Origin of the sequence: Pseudomonas sp. CCOS 191 (assembly GCF_001007005.1) — a bacterium.
Classification (GTDB): domain Bacteria; phylum Pseudomonadota; class Gammaproteobacteria; order Pseudomonadales; family Pseudomonadaceae; genus Aquipseudomonas; species Aquipseudomonas soli.
Genome location: NZ_LN847264.1, coordinates 5,225,913 through 5,242,736, shown reverse-complemented (window position 1 = coordinate 5,242,736; position 16,824 = coordinate 5,225,913). Strand labels below are relative to the sequence as shown.

Annotated in this window: 11 protein-coding genes and 1 pseudogene; 8 read left to right on the top strand and 4 right to left on the bottom strand. The window is 64.6% G+C overall.

Annotation, left to right across the window (positions count from 1 at the left end):
- Position 1 precedes the first annotated feature (1 nt).
- Positions 2-1,348, top strand: coding sequence for an HlyD family type I secretion periplasmic adaptor subunit (locus CCOS191_RS23415; RefSeq protein ID WP_052752657.1), 1,347 nt, complete (start codon positions 2-4; stop codon positions 1,346-1,348).
- Positions 1,349-1,353: 5 nt separating this feature from the next.
- Positions 1,354-2,682, top strand: a complete 1,329-nt coding sequence (locus tag CCOS191_RS23410; RefSeq protein WP_046857201.1) for a TolC family outer membrane protein — start codon at positions 1,354-1,356, stop codon at positions 2,680-2,682.
- A gap of 98 nt (positions 2,683-2,780) precedes the next feature.
- On the opposite strand, the gene CCOS191_RS23405 is transcribed toward CCOS191_RS23410, so the two are convergent.
- Complete coding sequence (locus tag CCOS191_RS23405; protein ID WP_023630301.1) at positions 2,781-4,298, bottom strand: nucleobase:cation symporter-2 family protein; 1,518 nt, start codon at positions 4,296-4,298, stop codon at positions 2,781-2,783.
- Positions 4,299-4,559: 261 nt separating this feature from the next.
- Positions 4,560-4,928, bottom strand: a complete 369-nt coding sequence (locus CCOS191_RS23400) for a PilZ domain-containing protein (protein WP_046857200.1) — start codon at positions 4,926-4,928, stop codon at positions 4,560-4,562.
- Between the two features lie 164 nt (positions 4,929-5,092).
- On the opposite strand from CCOS191_RS23400, the gene CCOS191_RS23395 reads away from it, so the two are divergent.
- The 4 genes and pseudogenes from CCOS191_RS23395 to CCOS191_RS28850 all read left to right on the top strand — a co-directional run.
- Positions 5,093-7,159, top strand: coding sequence for a carbon starvation CstA family protein (locus CCOS191_RS23395; RefSeq protein WP_046857199.1), 2,067 nt, complete (start codon positions 5,093-5,095; stop codon positions 7,157-7,159).
- A gap of 13 nt (positions 7,160-7,172) precedes the next feature.
- A complete protein-coding gene (locus tag CCOS191_RS23390; RefSeq protein ID WP_008094130.1) occupies positions 7,173-7,370 on the top strand; it encodes a YbdD/YjiX family protein in 198 nt (65 codons plus the stop codon).
- Between the two features lie 78 nt (positions 7,371-7,448).
- Positions 7,449-8,441, top strand: a complete 993-nt coding sequence (gene yjiA, locus CCOS191_RS23385) for a GTPase (protein WP_046857198.1) — start codon at positions 7,449-7,451, stop codon at positions 8,439-8,441.
- Positions 8,442-8,504: 63 nt separating this feature from the next.
- Positions 8,505-8,607, top strand: a pseudogene (locus tag CCOS191_RS28850) (Fis family transcriptional regulator); the annotation flags it as partial.
- A gap of 217 nt (positions 8,608-8,824) precedes the next feature.
- Here the strand turns inward: CCOS191_RS28850 and glyA are convergent.
- Together glyA and CCOS191_RS23375 are read right to left on the bottom strand one after the other, a co-directional pair.
- Positions 8,825-10,078: a serine hydroxymethyltransferase gene (glyA, locus tag CCOS191_RS23380; protein ID WP_046857197.1), complete on the bottom strand. Its 1,254-nt coding sequence runs from the start codon at positions 10,076-10,078 to the stop codon at positions 8,825-8,827.
- A 291-nt stretch (positions 10,079-10,369) separates the two neighbouring features.
- Positions 10,370-14,200 (bottom strand): sensor domain-containing protein, encoded by a 3,831-nt coding sequence (locus CCOS191_RS23375; protein ID WP_046857196.1) that lies wholly within the window; start codon positions 14,198-14,200, stop codon positions 10,370-10,372.
- 251 nt (positions 14,201-14,451) lie between these two features.
- On the opposite strand from CCOS191_RS23375, the gene CCOS191_RS23370 reads away from it, so the two are divergent.
- Together CCOS191_RS23370 and ettA are read left to right on the top strand one after the other, a co-directional pair.
- On the top strand, positions 14,452-14,844 hold the full coding sequence (locus tag CCOS191_RS23370) for a hypothetical protein (protein ID WP_046857195.1): 393 nt from the start codon (positions 14,452-14,454) through the stop codon (positions 14,842-14,844).
- A gap of 203 nt (positions 14,845-15,047) precedes the next feature.
- The gene (ettA, locus tag CCOS191_RS23365) at positions 15,048-16,715 is read left to right on the top strand and encodes an energy-dependent translational throttle protein EttA (protein WP_046857194.1); all 1,668 of its coding nucleotides are present in this window, start codon (positions 15,048-15,050) and stop codon (positions 16,713-16,715) included.
- Positions 16,716-16,824: the final 109 nt, after the last annotated feature.

Sequence of the window (16,824 nt, the reverse complement as noted above, 5' to 3'; positions counted from 1 at the left end):
CATGAGCGTGCATCCATTGTTTTCCCACGAGACTGCCAGCCAGGCACGCAACGTCCACCCATTGCGCGATGACGCCGGAGGGCCGGCACGGGCGGGGCGCTGGCTGGTCATCGTCGGTCTTGGCAGCTTTCTGCTTTGGGGCGCGCTGGCACCATTGGACAAGGGGGTGCCGGTCAGCGGCAACGTGGTGGTGGCCGGCAGCCGCCAGGCCGTGCAACACCCCACGGGCGGAGTGATCAAGCAGTTGCTGGTGCGCGATGGCGATCAGGTTCATGCCGGGCAGGTTTTGCTGCGCATGGATGCCACCCAGGCCGAGGCGCAGCAAGGGTCGCTCCGTGTGCAGTACGTCAATGTCCGGGCCGGGGAGGCACGATTGCTCGCCGAGCGAGATGCCAGATCGGTGATCGACTTCCCGGCCGAGTTGCGTGAGCAGGCCGCGACACCTTGGGTGGCCACGGCGCTTGAGGCGCAGCGACAATTGCTGGCCAGCCGCAGGCAGGCCTTGCGCATGGAGTTGGACGGCCTGGGCGAGAGCATTGCCGGGGCCGAGGCTTCGTTGCTCGGGCTGCAAGGTTCGCTGGCAAGCAAACAGGCCCAGCGTGATGCGCTCGATGAGCAGCTCGGCGGCCTGCGTGAGTTGGCTCGCGATGGCTACATACCGCGCAATCGGCTGCTAGACAGCGAGCGTCTGCTGGCCCAGGTCAACGGCTCCATCGCCGAGGACATGGGCAGTATCGGCCGTACCCGACGACAGGTGCAGGAGTTGAAGCTGCGTATCGAACAGCGCCGCCAGGAATTTCAGAACGATGTGCGCCAGCAACTGAGCGAACTGCAGGCCAGCGCCGAGGACCTCGACAACCGCCTTCGCAGCGCCGGATTCGAGCTGGCCCATACCCAAGTGCGCGCCCCGGTGAGCGGCATCGTGGTGGGAATGAGCGTGTTCACCAATGGCGGCGTGATCGCGCGAGGCCAGCAACTGATGGAGGTCGTGCCCAGCGATGCGCCCCTGTTGGTCGACGCCCGCGCCTCCGTCGAGCTGATCGACCGGCTCAGGCCCGGACTGCCGGTCGAGCTGCTGTTTGCCGCTTTCAACCAGAGCACCACGCCGCGGGTGCCGGGCGAGGTAACGCTGGTGTCGGCCGACCGCCTGCTCGACGACAAGACCCAGCAGCCCTATTACCAGGTGCGTATCAAAGTTGGCGAAGAAGGCCTGCGACAGCTCGCCGGTCTCGATATCCGGCCGGGCATGCCGGTGGAGGCCTTTGTGCGTACGGGCGAGCGTTCGCTGCTCAACTACCTGTTCAAGCCGCTTCTGGACCGGGTGCATGTCGCCCTGGCGGAGGAGTGATGTCGATGCGACTGCTGCTGCCCATCGTGTTGCTGGGCCTGAGCCTTCCCGTTCGCGCCCTGGACCTGGGCGATGCCTATGCCCTGGCCCTGCGCAACGACCCGACCTGGCAGGGCTCCATCGCCGAGCGTGAGGCCGGGCTCGAAAACCGGGCGATCGGCCGCGCTGGTCTGCTGCCGAAGCTGTCGTACCGCTACAACCGTGCCCGCAACGACTCGGAGGTAACCCAGCGCAGCCAGTTCGGCGACGTGACCACCCAACGCGATTACCGCAGCTACAGCTCGACCCTGACCCTCGAGCAGCCCCTGTTCGACTATGCCGCCTGGAGCGACTACCGCCGTGGCGTGGCCCAGGCCGCGCTGGCCGACGAACGCTATCGTGGTCGTGGCCAGGAACTGATGGTGCGGCTGTTCGGCGCCTACAGCGAAGCGCTGTTCGCCAATGAACAGATCGCCCTGGCCCAGGCCCAGCGGCGTACCTTTGCCGAACAACTGACGCTCAACGAACGTCTGCTCAAAGGTGGCGAGGGTACCCGCACCGATGTGCTCGAGACCCGGGCCCGCTACGAGTTGGCCCAGGCCCAGGAGATCGAGGCAGGCGACAATCTCGATGCGGCGTTGCGGGCCTTGCAGGCGATCATCGGCGAGCCGGTAGAGGTCGATGACCTGGCGCCGATGACCGGTGATTTCCGCGTCCAGCCACTGACGCCCGCGCGTTTCGAGCCCTGGCGCGACCTGGCTGTTGCCCGCAACGCCGAGCTGGCCAGCCAGCGCCATGGGCTGGAGGTCGCCGAGCAGAACATCGAGAGTCAGCGGGCCGGTCATCTGCCCTCGTTGAGTGCCTATGCCAGCAAGGGTATATCCAGCTCCAGCTCCGAGAGCAGCTATAACCAGCGCTACGACACCGACAGCATCGGCGTGCAGTTGAACGTGCCGCTGTTCGCCGGTGGCGGCGTGTCGGCGTCGGTGCGCCAGGCTCGGGCCCAACGGGATGCCGCGGGCTTCGAACTGGATGCGCAACTGCGCGACACGGTCAACCAGTTGCGTCGGCAGTTCAACCTGTGCGCCAGCGGCACGGCGAAGATTCGCGCCTACGACCTGGCGGTCAAGGCAGCTACAGCCCTGGTGCAGGCCACGCGCAAGAGCGTGCAGGGCGGTGAGCGGGTCAACCTCGATGTGCTGGATGCCGAGCAACAGCTGTTCGGTGCCCGGCGCGACCTGGCCCAGGCGCGGCATGAGTACCTGCGGGCGTGGTTGCAGCTGCGCTATCTGGCGGGGGTGCTGGAGGCCGGGGACCTGAATGTGTTGAATCGGTACTTCGTGGCGCACGGCTAGGGCGATTGGGAGCGGGTTTGTTCCCATGCATCTGCCCAGACAAAAAAGGGAGCCGACGATGCGCGTCGGCTCCCCTCGATGACCGTCCTGGTCAGCGATCAGTGTTCGGCAACCGCCTTGCGCCTGGGCGTCTCGTTGCCGTGTTCGTCCAGTTCCAGCACCGGTACCTCGTTGCCCTCGGCGTCGAACAGCTTGCCATCCTTGAAGTAGTCGCCATCACGCAGGGCCGAGATGTCGGAGTACTGGATGGTGCGCTCGTAGGCCGCGGCGAACACCGACTGGTTTTCCGAGTTGCCGGTGGTGAAGTGGTTGAACATCAGGTTCAGCAGGATTGCCATGATCGCCGCCGAGCTGATACCGGAGTGGAAGATGGTTTCGAACCAGCTGGGGAAGCTGTGGTAGAAGTTCGGCGCCGCGATCGGGATCATGCCGAAGCCCAGTGAGGCGGCGACGATGATCAGGTTGACGTTGTTCTTGTAGCTGACTTTCGACAGGGTGCGGATGCCGCTGGCGGCCACGGTGCCAAACAGTACGATACCGGCGCCGCCGAGTACCGGGGTAGGCACTGCCGCAATCACCCGGCCCATGATCGGCAGCAGGCCGAGCACCACCAGGATCACGCCGCCGGTGGCCACCACATAGCGGCTCTTCACGCCGGTCACTGCCACCAGGCCCACGTTCTGGGCGAAGGCGCTCTGGGTGAACGAGCCGAAGATCGGCGCCAGGATGCTCGATGCCATGTCGGCGCGCAGGCCGTTGCCCAGGCGCTTGGAGTCGACCTTGGTGTCGATGATCTCACCGACCGCCAGGATATCCGCCGAGGTTTCCACCAGGGTCACCATGATCACGATGCACATCGACAGGATCGCGGCGATGTGGAAGGTCGGCATGCCAAAGTGGAACGGAGTTGGGAAGGCGAAGATCGGGCCTTCGGTGACCTTGCTGAAGTCGGCCATGCCCAGCGACCAGGCGATCAATGTGCCGGCGACCATCGCCAGCAGGATCGACAGGCGCGAAATGCTCGCGCTGCCCAGCTTGCTCAGCAGCAGGACGATGGCGAAGGTCAGCGCCGCCAGGCCGATGTTGGCCATGCTGCCGAACTCTGGCGAGGCGCTGTTGCCGCCCATCACCCAGCGGGCCGCGACGGGCATCAGGGTCAGGCCGATGGTGGTGATGACGATGCCGGTCACCAGGGGCGGGAAGAACTTGGTGATACGCGAGAACACCGGGGTAATCAGGAAGCCGATCAATGAAGCTGCCATTACCGCGCCCAGCACCGCCGGCAGGCCACCGCCGCCCTGGCTGCCAAGAATCGCGCCCATGGTCGCCACGCCTGCGAACGACACGCCCTGGACCAGTGGCAACTGGCAGCCGAAGAACGGCAGCCCAAGGGTCTGCAGCAATGTCGCCAGGCCACCGGCGAACAACGAGGCAGCAATCAGCAGGCCGATCTCCGCTGGCGCCAGGCCGGCGGCCTGGCCGAGGATCAGGGGTACGGCGACGATCCCTCCATACATGGTCAGGACATGCTGCAGCCCGTAGGCCAGGTTGGCGCCGAGGCCGAGGTTTTCGTCCTCGGGGCGCGGGGCGGGAGACGTGCTGGGGGACGTGGTCATTGGAGCAGGCTCTCTGTTTATTGTTGTGCCGCTACTGTAGACAACTAGCGCAAATAATTGCCACTAAAATTGTATACAAAGTTTTGATCGTAGCGCCGTAACGGGTGCGTCCAGGGTGCCTGAAACCTGGATGCACGTTGCGTTCCAACCTGCGAGAGGCTGTTCCAGAGGGGTGTGTACAAAGGGGCTGGGAAAGGCAGGAAAGCTGTCTGGCTGGACAAGAAAGCTGTCACAGCCAGATTGTTAGCAGGCTAAGAGATATCAATCTTCGATGAGTTCGCGCAGCTCGCGCATCATTTCGGTGCTGTCTGCCAGGTTGAGTTCCACAAGACGGTGCAGGTGGGTCATCGAATCGACATCGATGAACAGGCAGATAAAGCCCAGCCGGGCGGACTCGTCGTGGCGCAGTTCGACCTGCATCCTGACCTGGGTTTTCTTGTCGTTGAGATGGATGACCGCGTCGAAGTCCTGGGTGGAGTCGGCATCCCAGGGTTCCGGGCGCTCTACCAGCAAGCCCTTCAGCGACAGGTCGAGGAGCTTCACCGGCCAGCGACGTTCGCCCTGGCGCAGTTCGGTAGGGGCATCGAAGGCGATGCGCTGGAAACGGCGGCGTTCGTCGTGGGCGCTCATGGCGGTTTCTCCGGGTGACATCCTGACTATAGTGAGTTTGGTATGTGCATCAGGTACTGCAATCTGGCCGCAGAGGCTCTAGACCAAAGCAAGTGTGGCAATGCGTCTTGACTGGCCCTAGACTCGGTGGGCGGTCTTTCCAATCCACCAGCTGGAAGTAAACCATGAACAACAATAATAGCCTGCTACGCCACATTCCGTGGCTGGCGCTGGCAGTCATAGGGGCCTGCGCGCTGGGTGTGGTCGCCCTGCGTCGCGGTGAGGCGATCAATGCCTTGTGGATCGTCGTCGCGGCAGTGGCCATCTACCTGGTTGCCTACCGTTACTACAGCCTGTTCATCGCCACCAAGGTGATGCAGCTCGACCCCCGCCGGGCCACGCCGGCGGTACTCAACAACGATGGCCTGGACTACGTCCCGACCAACAAGCACATCCTTTTCGGCCACCACTTCGCCGCCATTGCTGGCGCCGGCCCGCTCGTGGGCCCTGTGCTCGCGGCGCAGATGGGCTACCTGCCCGGCACGCTGTGGCTGATCGCCGGCGTGGTGCTGGCTGGCGCGGTACAGGACTTCATGGTCCTGTTCCTGTCCACACGCCGCAACGGCCGTTCGCTGGGCGACATGGTCCGTGAAGAGATGGGCCGCATACCGGGCACCATCGCCCTGTTCGGTTGCTTCCTGATCATGATCATCATCCTCGCGGTGCTCGCGCTGATCGTGGTCAAGGCCCTGGCCGAGAGCCCGTGGGGCATGTTCACGGTGATCGCGACCATCCCGATCGCGATGTTCATGGGCATCTACATGCGCTACATCCGCCCGGGCCGCATCGGTGAAATCTCCATCGTCGGCGTGGTCCTGCTGCTGCTGTCGATCTGGCTGGGGGGCCAGATCGCCGCGGATCCGGTGTGGGGCCCGGCGTTCACCTTCACCGGCGTGCAGATCACCTGGATGCTCGTGGGCTACGGTTTCGTCGCCGCCGTGCTGCCGGTATGGCTGGTACTGGCGCCGCGCGACTACCTGTCGACCTTCCTCAAGATCGGCACCATCGTCGGCCTGGCCATCGGTATCCTGATCATCGCGCCCGAGCTGAAGATGCCGGCGCTGACCCAGTTCACCGACGGTACCGGCCCGGTGTGGAAGGGCACGCTGTTCCCGTTCCTGTTCATCACCATCGCCTGCGGCGCGGTGTCCGGTTTCCACGCGCTGATCTCCTCGGGGACCACGCCGAAGTTGCTGGACAACGAAACCAACGCCCGTTACATCGGCTACGGCGGCATGCTGATGGAGTCGTTCGTCGCCATCATGGCCATGGTCGCCGCTTCGGTGATCGAGCCGGGCGTGTACTTCGCCATGAACAGCCCGGCCGCTGTGGTCGGCGCCGACGTCGCTTCGGTGGCGCAGACCGTCAGCAGCTGGGGCTTCATGATTACTCCCGAGCAGCTGGAGGCCACGGCCCGCGACATCGGCGAGCACACCATCCTCGCCCGTGCCGGTGGCGCGCCGACCCTGGCGGTCGGTATCGCGCAGATCCTGCACCAGGTGCTGCCGGGCGAGAACACCATGGCGTTCTGGTACCACTTCGCCATTCTGTTCGAGGCACTGTTCATCCTCACCGCGGTGGACGCCGGTACCCGTGCCGGGCGCTTCATGCTGCAGGACCTGCTGGGCAGCTTCGTCCCGGCGCTCAAGCGCACCGAGTCGTGGGGGGCCAACCTGCTCGCGACCGCCGGTTGCGTGGCGATGTGGGGCTACCTGCTGTATCAAGGCGTGATCGATCCGCTGGGGGGTATCAACACCTTGTGGCCGCTGTTCGGTATCTCCAACCAGATGCTGGCCGGTATCGCCCTGATGCTTGGCACCGTGGTACTGATCAAGATGAAGCGCCAGCGCTACATCTGGGTCACCCTGGTACCTGCGGTATGGCTGCTGATCTGCACCACCGCCGCGGGCCTGATCAAGCTGTTCGACCCGAACCCGGCTGTGGGCTTCCTGGCCCTGGCCAAGAAGTACAGCACCGCGCTGGACGCCGGCCAGGTGCTGGCACCTGCCAAGGACATCGGCCAGATGCAGCACGTGATCTTCAACGCCTACACCAACGCTGGCCTGACGATCCTGTTCCTGGTGGTGGTGTTCAGCATCCTGTTCTTCGCCCTCAAGGTCGGCTATGCCGCCTGGGGCCGCAAGGAGCGCAGCGACAAGGAAACCCCGTTCCAGGCTTTGCCTGACGCTTGAGAGGAATGCCGCGATGTTCAACGACCTGGGTCGACTGGGCAAGTACCTGGGGCAGGCCGCCCGCCTGATGGTCGGCATGCCTGATTACGACAACTATGTCGAGCACATGCAGACCAAGCACCCGGACAAGCCCGTGATGAGCTACGAGGCGTTCTTCCGCGAGCGCCAGGAAGCGCGTTATGGTGGCAAGTCCGGGCCCAAGTGCTGTTGAACCCGCGACACGCATGAACCAGTGGGAGCCCGGGCAACCGGGCTCCCACTTTCATTTTCAGCTGCAGGAGACAACCGCGTGCAAACGCCGATTCCCGTTACCGTGCTGACCGGCTTTCTTGGTGCCGGCAAGACCACACTGCTCAAGCACATGCTCAAGGCCGAGCACGGCCTGAGGCTCGCCGTGATCGAGAACGAGTTCAGCGAGGCTGGCATCGACAGCCAACTGCTGGGCGATGAGCCGGTGCAGGTGGTGACCCTGGCCAACGGCTGTGTGTGCTGCAGCATCCATGGCGACCTGACCCGCGCCCTGTACCTGCTGCTCGAACGCCTGGACGCCGGCGAGATCGCCTTCGATCGCCTGGTGATCGAGTGCACAGGCCTCGCCGACCCTGCACCCGTGGCACAGACCTTCTTCATCGACGAAGAGCTGCGCGAGCGCTATATCCTCGATGGCATCATCACCCTGGTCGACACCGCCCACGCCGAACTGCACCTGACCCAGGCCATCGCCCAGGCCCAGGTCGGCTTTGCCGACCGCCTTCTGCTGAGCAAGACCGATCTGGTCGAGCCGCAGGTGGTCGATGCCCTGCGCGAGCGTCTGGCGCGCATCAATGGCCGGGCGGCGATCCGCGTGGTCGAGCACGGCCGCATCGACCTGGCCGAGCTGCTCGATGTGCGGGGGTTCAACCTCAACCCGGACCTGGGCATCAGCCCCGGGCCCAGCTTGCGCCCGGTCCTCAAGCCCGCCACCCCGGATCGCATTTCGACGCTGGTGCTGCGCACCGAAACGCCGTTGGATATCGATCGGCTCAGCGACTTCATGAACGAGCTGCTGGAGGAGCACGGCAAACAGCTGTTGCGCTACAAGGGCGTGTTGAATATCGCGGGTGAAGATCGCCGTTTGGTGTTCCAGGGCGTGCTGAAGCTGTACGGCTTCGACTGGGACGCCGAGTGGAAGGAAGGCGAGCTGCGGGAAAGCGTGATGGTGTTCATCGGCGATGAACTGCCGGAGGAAAAGATTCGGGCAGGGTTTGAGGCTTTGAGTGATGGGGCAGTCAGAAGCGTCTGACTTGTTAATGCCGCCTTATGGCGGCATTTTTCCCACCTCAATTTCTTAGTGAGAGTGGGACAAATGAATCGTCACATTGGGTCAAATTTCGATGACTTCCTTTTGGAAGAGGGTTTGGCTGAGGCGGTGTTGGGGCCAGCGTTGAAACGGGTGCTCATCTGGCAGCTGATACAAACCATCAAGCGCTGTCATGCATCAATACCCGACGTAGCCTCACAACGCCTCGACTCGCGGAGTTGTTGACCGGGATTGGCGTGGAGACCACTAGCTGTGTGTCGTGACAGTTGTTTTGCCTATGGGATCGAGCGCCGCATGACGCTCGCCATGCACCCACAAAAAAGCCCGGCATCAAGCCGGGCTTCTTCATTTCAGGCGTCTGCCAATCAGTTGCCGTACACCGGCAGCTTCTTGCAGATGGCCTTGACCTTCTCACGTACGGCGTCGATCACCGCTTCGTTGTTCAGGTCGGCCAGGATGTCGCAGATCCAGCCGGCCAGTTCACGGCACTCGGCTTCCTTGAAGCCACGGGTGGTAACGGCTGGGGTGCCGAAGCGCAGGCCCGAAGTGACGAACGGCGAACGTGGGTCGTTCGGTACCGAGTTCTTGTTGACGGTGATGAAGGCCTTGCCCAAGGCGGCATCGGCGTCCTTACCGGAGATTTCCTGCTTGATCAGCGACAGCAGGAACAGGTGGTTCTCGGTGCCGCCGGAGACGACGTCGAAGCCACGCTCGATGAACACGCTGGCCATGGCCTGGGCGTTTTTCACGACCTGCTGCTGGTAGGCCTTGAACTCAGGCTGCAGGGCTTCCTTGAAGCAGATCGCCTTGGCGGCGATGACGTGCTCCAGCGGGCCGCCCTGGGCGCCCGGGAAGACGGCGGAGTTCAGCTTCTTCTCGATGTCGGCGTTGGCACGGGCCAGGATCAGGCCGCCACGTGGACCGCGCAGGGTCTTGTGGGTGGTGGTGGTGACCACATCGGCGAACGGTACAGGGTTCGGGTACACGCCAGCGGCGACCAGGCCGGCGACGTGGGCCATGTCGACGAACAGGTAGGCACCGACCTTGTCGGCGATTTCGCGGAAGCGTGGGAAATCCAGCACTTGCGAGTAGGCGGAGAAGCCGGCAACGATCATCTTCGGCTTGTGTTCCAGGGCCAGCGCTTCGACTTCGTCGTAGTCGATCAGGCCGTTGGCGTCGATGCCGTACTGGATGGCGTTGTACAGCTTGCCCGAGGAGGAAACGCTGGCACCGTGGGTCAGGTGGCCGCCGTGGGCCAGGCTCATGCCCAGGATGGTGTCACCGGCCGACAGCAGGGCCAGGTAGACAGCGGCGTTGGCCTGGGAGCCGGCGTGCGGCTGGACGTTGGCGTAGTCGGCGCCGAACAGCTCCTTGGCGCGGTCGATGGCCAGCTGCTCGACGACGTCGACGTACTCGCAACCACCGTAGTAGCGCTTGCCTGGGTAGCCTTCGGCGTACTTGTTGGTCAGAACCGAACCCTGGGCCTCCATGACCGCCGGGCTGGTGTAGTTTTCCGAAGCGATCAGCTCGATATGCTCTTCCTGGCGCAGGGCTTCTTGCTGCATGGCTTCGAAGAGCTCGGCGTCGTACTTGGCAATGGTCAAATCACGGCTGAACATGGCGGTCCTCAAGGATCGGGCAGAATTGGGGGAGCATTCTAACCGATTGATTCGCCGCTGGCATATGAAGTGGCATCAAGTCGCGGACCAATGGACTTCATGTTGCAGGCCGCGCCGTGTCTGGGCTTGAGTTGACTTCGGGGTCCGGTTTTCCCTGGCTTTACGAGGTCTGCGTGGGAGCGGGCTTGCCCCGCGATTTGGCCGTGCAATGATGTCCCAGGGGCCGGGCCATCGCGGGGCAAGTCGGGTCGCCGCATCGCCGCTCCCACGGCGCCCATGAAGAATTGGCGGTCACTGGAACATGAACAACGTCTCGTTGCTGAACTGGGCCTCGAACTGGTTGGCCGGCATCGGCCGGCCGAACAGGTAGCCCTGCACCTCGTCACAGCCGTGTTCGCGGAGGAACTCCAGCTGCTCATGGGTCTCCACGCCTTCGGCGATCACCGCCAGGTTGAGGCTGTGGGCCATGGCGATGATCGCCCGGGCGATCTGCGCATCCTGCTCGCCTTCGGGCAGGCCATCGACGAAGGTGCGGTCGATCTTCAGCACGTCGATGGGGAACTGCTTGAGGTAGTTGAGCGACGAGTAGCCGGTGCCGAAGTCGTCGACCGCGATGCTCAGGCCCAGGTTCTTCAGGCTGTCGAGGATCTGCATGGCCTCGTTGACCTCGCGCATCAGGATGCTTTCGGTCAGCTCCAGCTCCAGGCACGCCGGTGGCAGCCCCGTTTCGTCGAGGATGGTGGCGATGCGCGTGCCCAGCTGGCCGTCGGAGAACTGCCGGGCGGAAATGTTCACCGACACCTTGGGCACACGCACTTTCTGCTGGTGCCAGGCCTTGAGCTGACGGCAGGCTTCGCGCAATACCCAGTCGCCGACGTCGACCACCAGGCCCAGTTCCTCGATCACCGGGATGAAGTCGCCCGGCGGCACCAGGCCGCGGGTCGGGTGGCGCCAGCGCAACAGTGCCTCGGCACCGGTCAGGCGCTTGCCGTCGCCGCTGAACTGCGGCTGGTAGTAGAGGATGAACTCGTTCTGCTCCAGGGCATGGCGCAGGTCGCTCTCCAGCTCAAGGCGCTCCAGGGCGCTGGCGTTCATGTCCGCCTGGTAGAACTGGAAGTTGTTCTTGCCGCGCTCCTTGGCGTGGTACATGGCCGTGTCGGCGTTCTTCATCAGTTGGCTGAGCTCGCTGCCATCCTGCGGGCTCAGGGCGATGCCGATACTAGCGGTGACGAAGAATTCGCGGTTTTCCAGGACGAACGGGGTGACCAGCCCGTCGAGGATGTGCTCGGCAACATGGATGGCGCGGTTGAGCGCCTGTTCGCGGCTGGCCTTGGGCTGCAGCAGCAGGGTGAACTCGTCGCCGCCCATGCGCGCCACGGTGTCGTCGTCGTCGACGCAGGCCAGCAGGCGCTCGGCCATGTCCTTGAGCATGCGATCGCCCGCCGCATGGCCAAGGGAGTCGTTGATCGGCTTGAAGCGGTCGAGGTCGAGGAACATCAGCACCACCCAGGCCTTCTGCCGCTCGGCCTGTTGCAGGGCGGTGTACAGGCGGTCCTGGAACAACGTGCGGTTGGGCAGGTGGGTCAGGGCGTCGTAGTACGCCAGGCGGTGGATGCGCTGCTCGCTGGCCTTGCGTTCGCTGATGTCGGTGAAGAAGCACACATAGCTGGCCAGGTCGCCTTCATCGTCGAGCACCGCAGTGATGCCTACCCACGCCGGGTAGTGCTCGCCGTTGCGCCGCTTCAGCCAGACCTCGCCTTCCCAGCTGCCGCGCTGGCTCAGTTGCTTGAGCACGTAGCCTTGCTGGGCGTTCTGTTGCTGCTCGACGGTTAGCATGCCGGGGAGCTGGTCGAGCACTTCGGCCACGGCATAGCCGCTGACACGGGTGAATGCTTCGTTGGCCTGGACGATATAGCCGGCCGGGTCGGTAATGAGGATCGCCGAGGTGGAGTGCTCGAACACGGTCGCGGCCATGCGCAGGTCTTTTTCGGCGCGGCGTTGCTGGCTGATGTCGCGGCCCACGCCGAGCACCCCCTCGAAGCGCTCGTGTTCGTCCCACACCAGCACCAGGCGCAGCTCGATGGGGATCTTGCGGCCGTCGGCGCGCAGGCAGTCGAACAGGAACAACTGCGTGGGCAGGGTACTGCGCAACTGGGCCAGTTGCGTGCTGTCGTCCAGCACCTGGCTGACGCGCTCGAGGAGGTTGTAGACACCGCTGAGCTGGGCCGGGTTGGCAATGATCGACTGCCAGCCGTTGGCAAAGATCCAGTCGGCCTGGTAGCCCAGCACCGCCTGGACCGAGGGGCTGACATAGTTGAGCTGCAGCTGGCTGTCGGTGGAGAAGATCACGTCGCTGATGCTCTCGGCGAGCATGCGGTAGCGCTGTTCGCTGTCGCGCAGCGATTCGCTGGCTTCGATCTGCACGGTGACGTCCTTGCCCACGCCGATGATGCGTGTGACCAGGCCTTCGCTGTCGCGGGTCAGCACCTGCTCGCGGATGTCGTAGCAACGCCAGCCGCCGTCGCGGTGGCGGAAGCGCAACTGGCAGTGCAGCGACTGGCCGTAGCCGGTGTCACGCTGCTGCTGGCGCAGGGCGCGGTAGTGCTCGGCGTCGCCGGGGTGCAGGAGCATCTCCCAGAAGCGGTCGCCCATCTGCGCCAGCTCCGCGCGGTCGTAGCCCAGGGTCTGGCCAAGGTGGCGGTTGCTGAAGATCATCCGCTGGCTGTCAACGTCCTGCACGTAAAGCTGGTCGGGCACGGTACGCACCACGTCCGACCAGAAGCCCTCGCGTTCGAGCAGCGACAGCTCCACCTGCTTGCGGCTGGTGATGTCGCTGATACTCAGGATCACTGCCTGGTAGTCGCGGCGCTGCTGTGGCAGGCGGGCCATCAGCCACAGGTGCAGTTCGCCGCCCAGCGGTGCCGGCAGGCGCACCTCCAGCTCAAGTTGCGGGCGCTCTTCGATCAACGCATCGATCAACTGCATGCCGACACTGTCGCGGCCGTCGCCGCTGCCATCGATCAGGCGCTGCCAGGCGCCTTCGTGGCAGTCGACGTTGAGCAGTTGGCGGGCCACCTGGTTGATCTCGGTGATCTTCAGTTCGGTGAGCAGCGAGCGGCGCAGCTTGGTGTCCAGGGCCAGGCTCTGCTTGAGCGCGGCGCGGTTGCGCAGGTGGTAGCGGTCGAGCTGTCCCGGCAGGCTGGAGAGATCGAGCACGCACAGGGCCACGCCGGTGCCCTCGAAGATTTCCTGGTAGCGCCGACGGTCTTCCTGCAAGGCGCGTTGACGGCGGCGCATGTTGATCAGCGCCAGCACCGGCAGCAGCGCGCAGAACAGCACCAGCACGCATTTGCCGAGCAGCGCCGGCAGCAACCTGTCGCGGGCCAGGCCGGCATCGAACAGGCCACGCAGTTGCCAGGTGCTGTTGTCGATGAAGGCAAGCATCACGCTTTGCAGAGGCTCTTCGCTGGTCTGCCGGCGCCCGTGGCGCTCGATGACCTCGCCGCTGCGGCTGTTTTCCAGCAGCCACAGGGGATGGGTGGGGCCGTCAAGGTGACGGGTCAGCTCCTGGTAGTAGTCGCGGCTCAGGCGCAGCAGCCAGTAACCGCGGTCTTGCTCGGTCGGCTGGCGCAGCAGCAGGTAGAGCCGCTGATTGTCGGCATCGTTGCCATAGAAGAACGCCCGGCCCTGGTTCAATTGCAGCAGGTCGTCAATCAGCTGACGGTCGGGTGAGCCGGCGAGGGTGTCGCTGCGCACCTGCCCGGTGGCGTCAAGCCAGGCCAGGTCGCGCAGGGCCGGCAGGCGGGCCTGCAAGGTGGCGAGCAGGCTGGGCAGGGCGACAGGCGCCGGAGGTTTGACGTAGGGCTGGACCAGGTTCAGCGATTGCTGGGCCTTCAGCGCCATGTTCAGGCTCAGGTGGTCGGCCAGTTCGGCACTGGTGGCCAGGCTCTGCTGGCGCAGGTCGGCCTGGGTATGGCGGTACTGGGCGAACAGTTGCCACAGCAGCAGACCCAGCAGAACCAGGGCGAGCAGGGCCAGCGCCCCCTTGAGCGAGCCACGCAGGTGCGTGCCGGCCGTGGAATCGGCAGGACGCAGGGATGACGGTTGCGTGAGATTGGTCAAGCGTTGGGTCCTGCGATTGGGCTGACGATGGCAGGGGTTGCGTTCTCGCGGCATGCACGGCCCGTGCCGTGGCTGCTGGGCGCACTATAAGGCGCACGCGGGAAGCCGACTAGCATGCCTTCAAATATGGCAAAGTGCCAGTCCGCATGTCCGATGCCGGCCCGCAGTTGGTCATGCCGGTTCGGCAAGTCCCTGCAACCTGTGCGAGAATGCCGCCCGCTTCATAGTCAACGCATCGGAGATGTACGGTTTTGGTTACCCACTATTCCACCAATGGCCTCGATTCCGCCTGCGGGCGTAGCAGTCAGACGCTGGTCAGCACTGCCGTGGCCGAGGACGTATCCTGCAAGACCTGCCAGCGCTCGCTGGCCAAGCCGGACGCGGCTGCCGCCAGTGCCAACAAGACGCCGTCGCTGGCCGAGCTGCGCAAGTCGGCCAAGGCTGCCGCCGAGCCGGTCGCCCAGGTTGCCGCACAACCCACCGCCAAGCCCACTGCCGCGCCTGCCAAGGCCGTGAGCAAGCCGGCTGGCAAACCTGCCCGCAGTGGTGGCTTCAGCGTCAAGTCCGCCTGGGCCGCGCGCCTGGCCGAGCAATCGGACCGCTGCCGCCTGCCGCGTGGCAAGGCCAGGCAGTCGCACGTCTGAGCCCGCGCCAAGCCCGCCCCACCCATGCCGGCGTGGGCGCGGGCTTGCCCCGCGAAGGCCGCCGAGCGGCCCCGCCATCTACCCCATCTGTGCAACGCCGCGACTTGGCGTAGAATGGCCCACTTTGTTCAATGACCCCGTAATCACATCCCCTGGCCAATGCCGGGGCGCGTGTCTTTACCTATCTGATAGAGGGCTTGGTTTTGGCTCAATACGTCTACACCATGCATCGGCTGAGCAAGGTCGTGCCGCCGAAGCGGGAAATTCTCAAGAACATTTCCCTGTCGTTCTTCCCGGGTGCCAAGATCGGCGTGCTGGGCCTGAACGGCGCTGGTAAATCGACCCTGCTGCGGATCATGGCGGGCGTCGACAAGGAATTCGACGGCGAAGCCCGTCCGATGCCCGACATCAACGTCGGCTACCTGCCCCAGGAGCCGCAGCTGGACCCGAGCAAGACCGTGCGTGAAGTGGTCGAGGAAGCGGTCAGCGTGATCAAGGACGCCCAGGCTCGCCTGGACGAGGTCTACGCCGCCTACGCCGACCCGGATGCCGACTTCGACAAGCTGGCCGCCGAACAGGCCAGGCTCGAGGCCATCCTGCAGGCCGCCGACGGCCACAACCTGGAGCGCCAGCTGGACGTCGCCGCCGATGCCCTGCGCCTGCCGGCCTGGGAGGCGAAGATCGAGCACCTGTCCGGTGGCGAGAAGCGCCGCGTGGCCCTGTGCCGCCTGCTGCTGTCGGCCCCCGACATGCTGCTGCTCGACGAACCGACCAACCACCTGGACGCCGACTCGGTAGCCTGGCTGGAGCGCTTCCTGCACGACTTCCCCGGCACCGTGGTGGCAATCACCCACGACCGTTACTTCCTCGACAACGTCGCCGGCTGGATCCTCGAGCTGGACCGCGGCGCCGGCATTCCGTACGAAGGCAACTACTCGGGCTGGCTGGAAGCCAAGTCGGACCGTCTGGCGCAGGAATCCAAGCAGCAGAGCGCCCACGAGAAGGCCATGAAAGAGGAACTGGAGTGGGTGCGCAAAGGCGCCAAGGCCCGTCAGTCCAAGTCCAAGGCCCGTCTGCAGCGCTTCGAAGAAATGCAGTCGCAGGAGTTCCAGAAGCGCAGCGAGACCAACGAGATCTACATCCCGGCAGGTCCGCGCCTGGGCGACAAGGTCATCGAGTTCAAGAACGTCACCAAGGGCTACGGCGATCGCGTGCTGATCGACAACCTGTCGTTCGCCATGCCCAAGGGCGCCATCGTCGGCGTGATCGGTGGTAACGGTGCCGGTAAATCGACCCTGTTCCGCATGCTGATGGGCAAGGAGCAGCCGGACTCGGGCAGCATCGAGATCGGTGAAACCGTGCAGCTGGCCTGCGTCGACCAGAGCCGCGAAGACCTGGACGGCAGCAAGACCGTGTTCCAGCAGATCTCCGACGGCTCCGACCAGATCCGCATCGGCAGCTACGAGATCCCGTCGCGTACCTACGTCGGCCGCTTCAACTTCAAGGGCGGCGACCAGCAGAAGTTCGTCAAGGACCTCTCCGGTGGTGAGCGTGGCCGCCTGCACCTGGCCCTGACCCTGAAGGAGGGCGGCAACGTCCTGCTGCTCGACGAACCGTCCAACGACCTCGACGTCGAAACCCTGCGTTCGCTGGAGGAAGCCCTGCTGGACTTCCCGGGCGCCGCCATCGTGATTTCCCACGACCGTTGGTTCCTGGACCGTGTGGCCACCCACATCCTGGCGTACGAAGACGACTCCAGCGTGGTGTTCTTCGAAGGCAACTACACCGAGTACGAAGCCGATCGCAAGAAGCGCCTGGGCGACGCCGCTGCCCAGCCGCACCGCGTGCGTCACAAGAAACTGGCCCAGTAAGCCGGTTTTCGCTGCACAACGATGGGGCCCTCAGGGGCCCCATTTTTGTGCCCGCCGTACAGGCGTTGGGATGGCTGGCGTGGGAGCGGGCTTGCCCCGCGATCGCTGT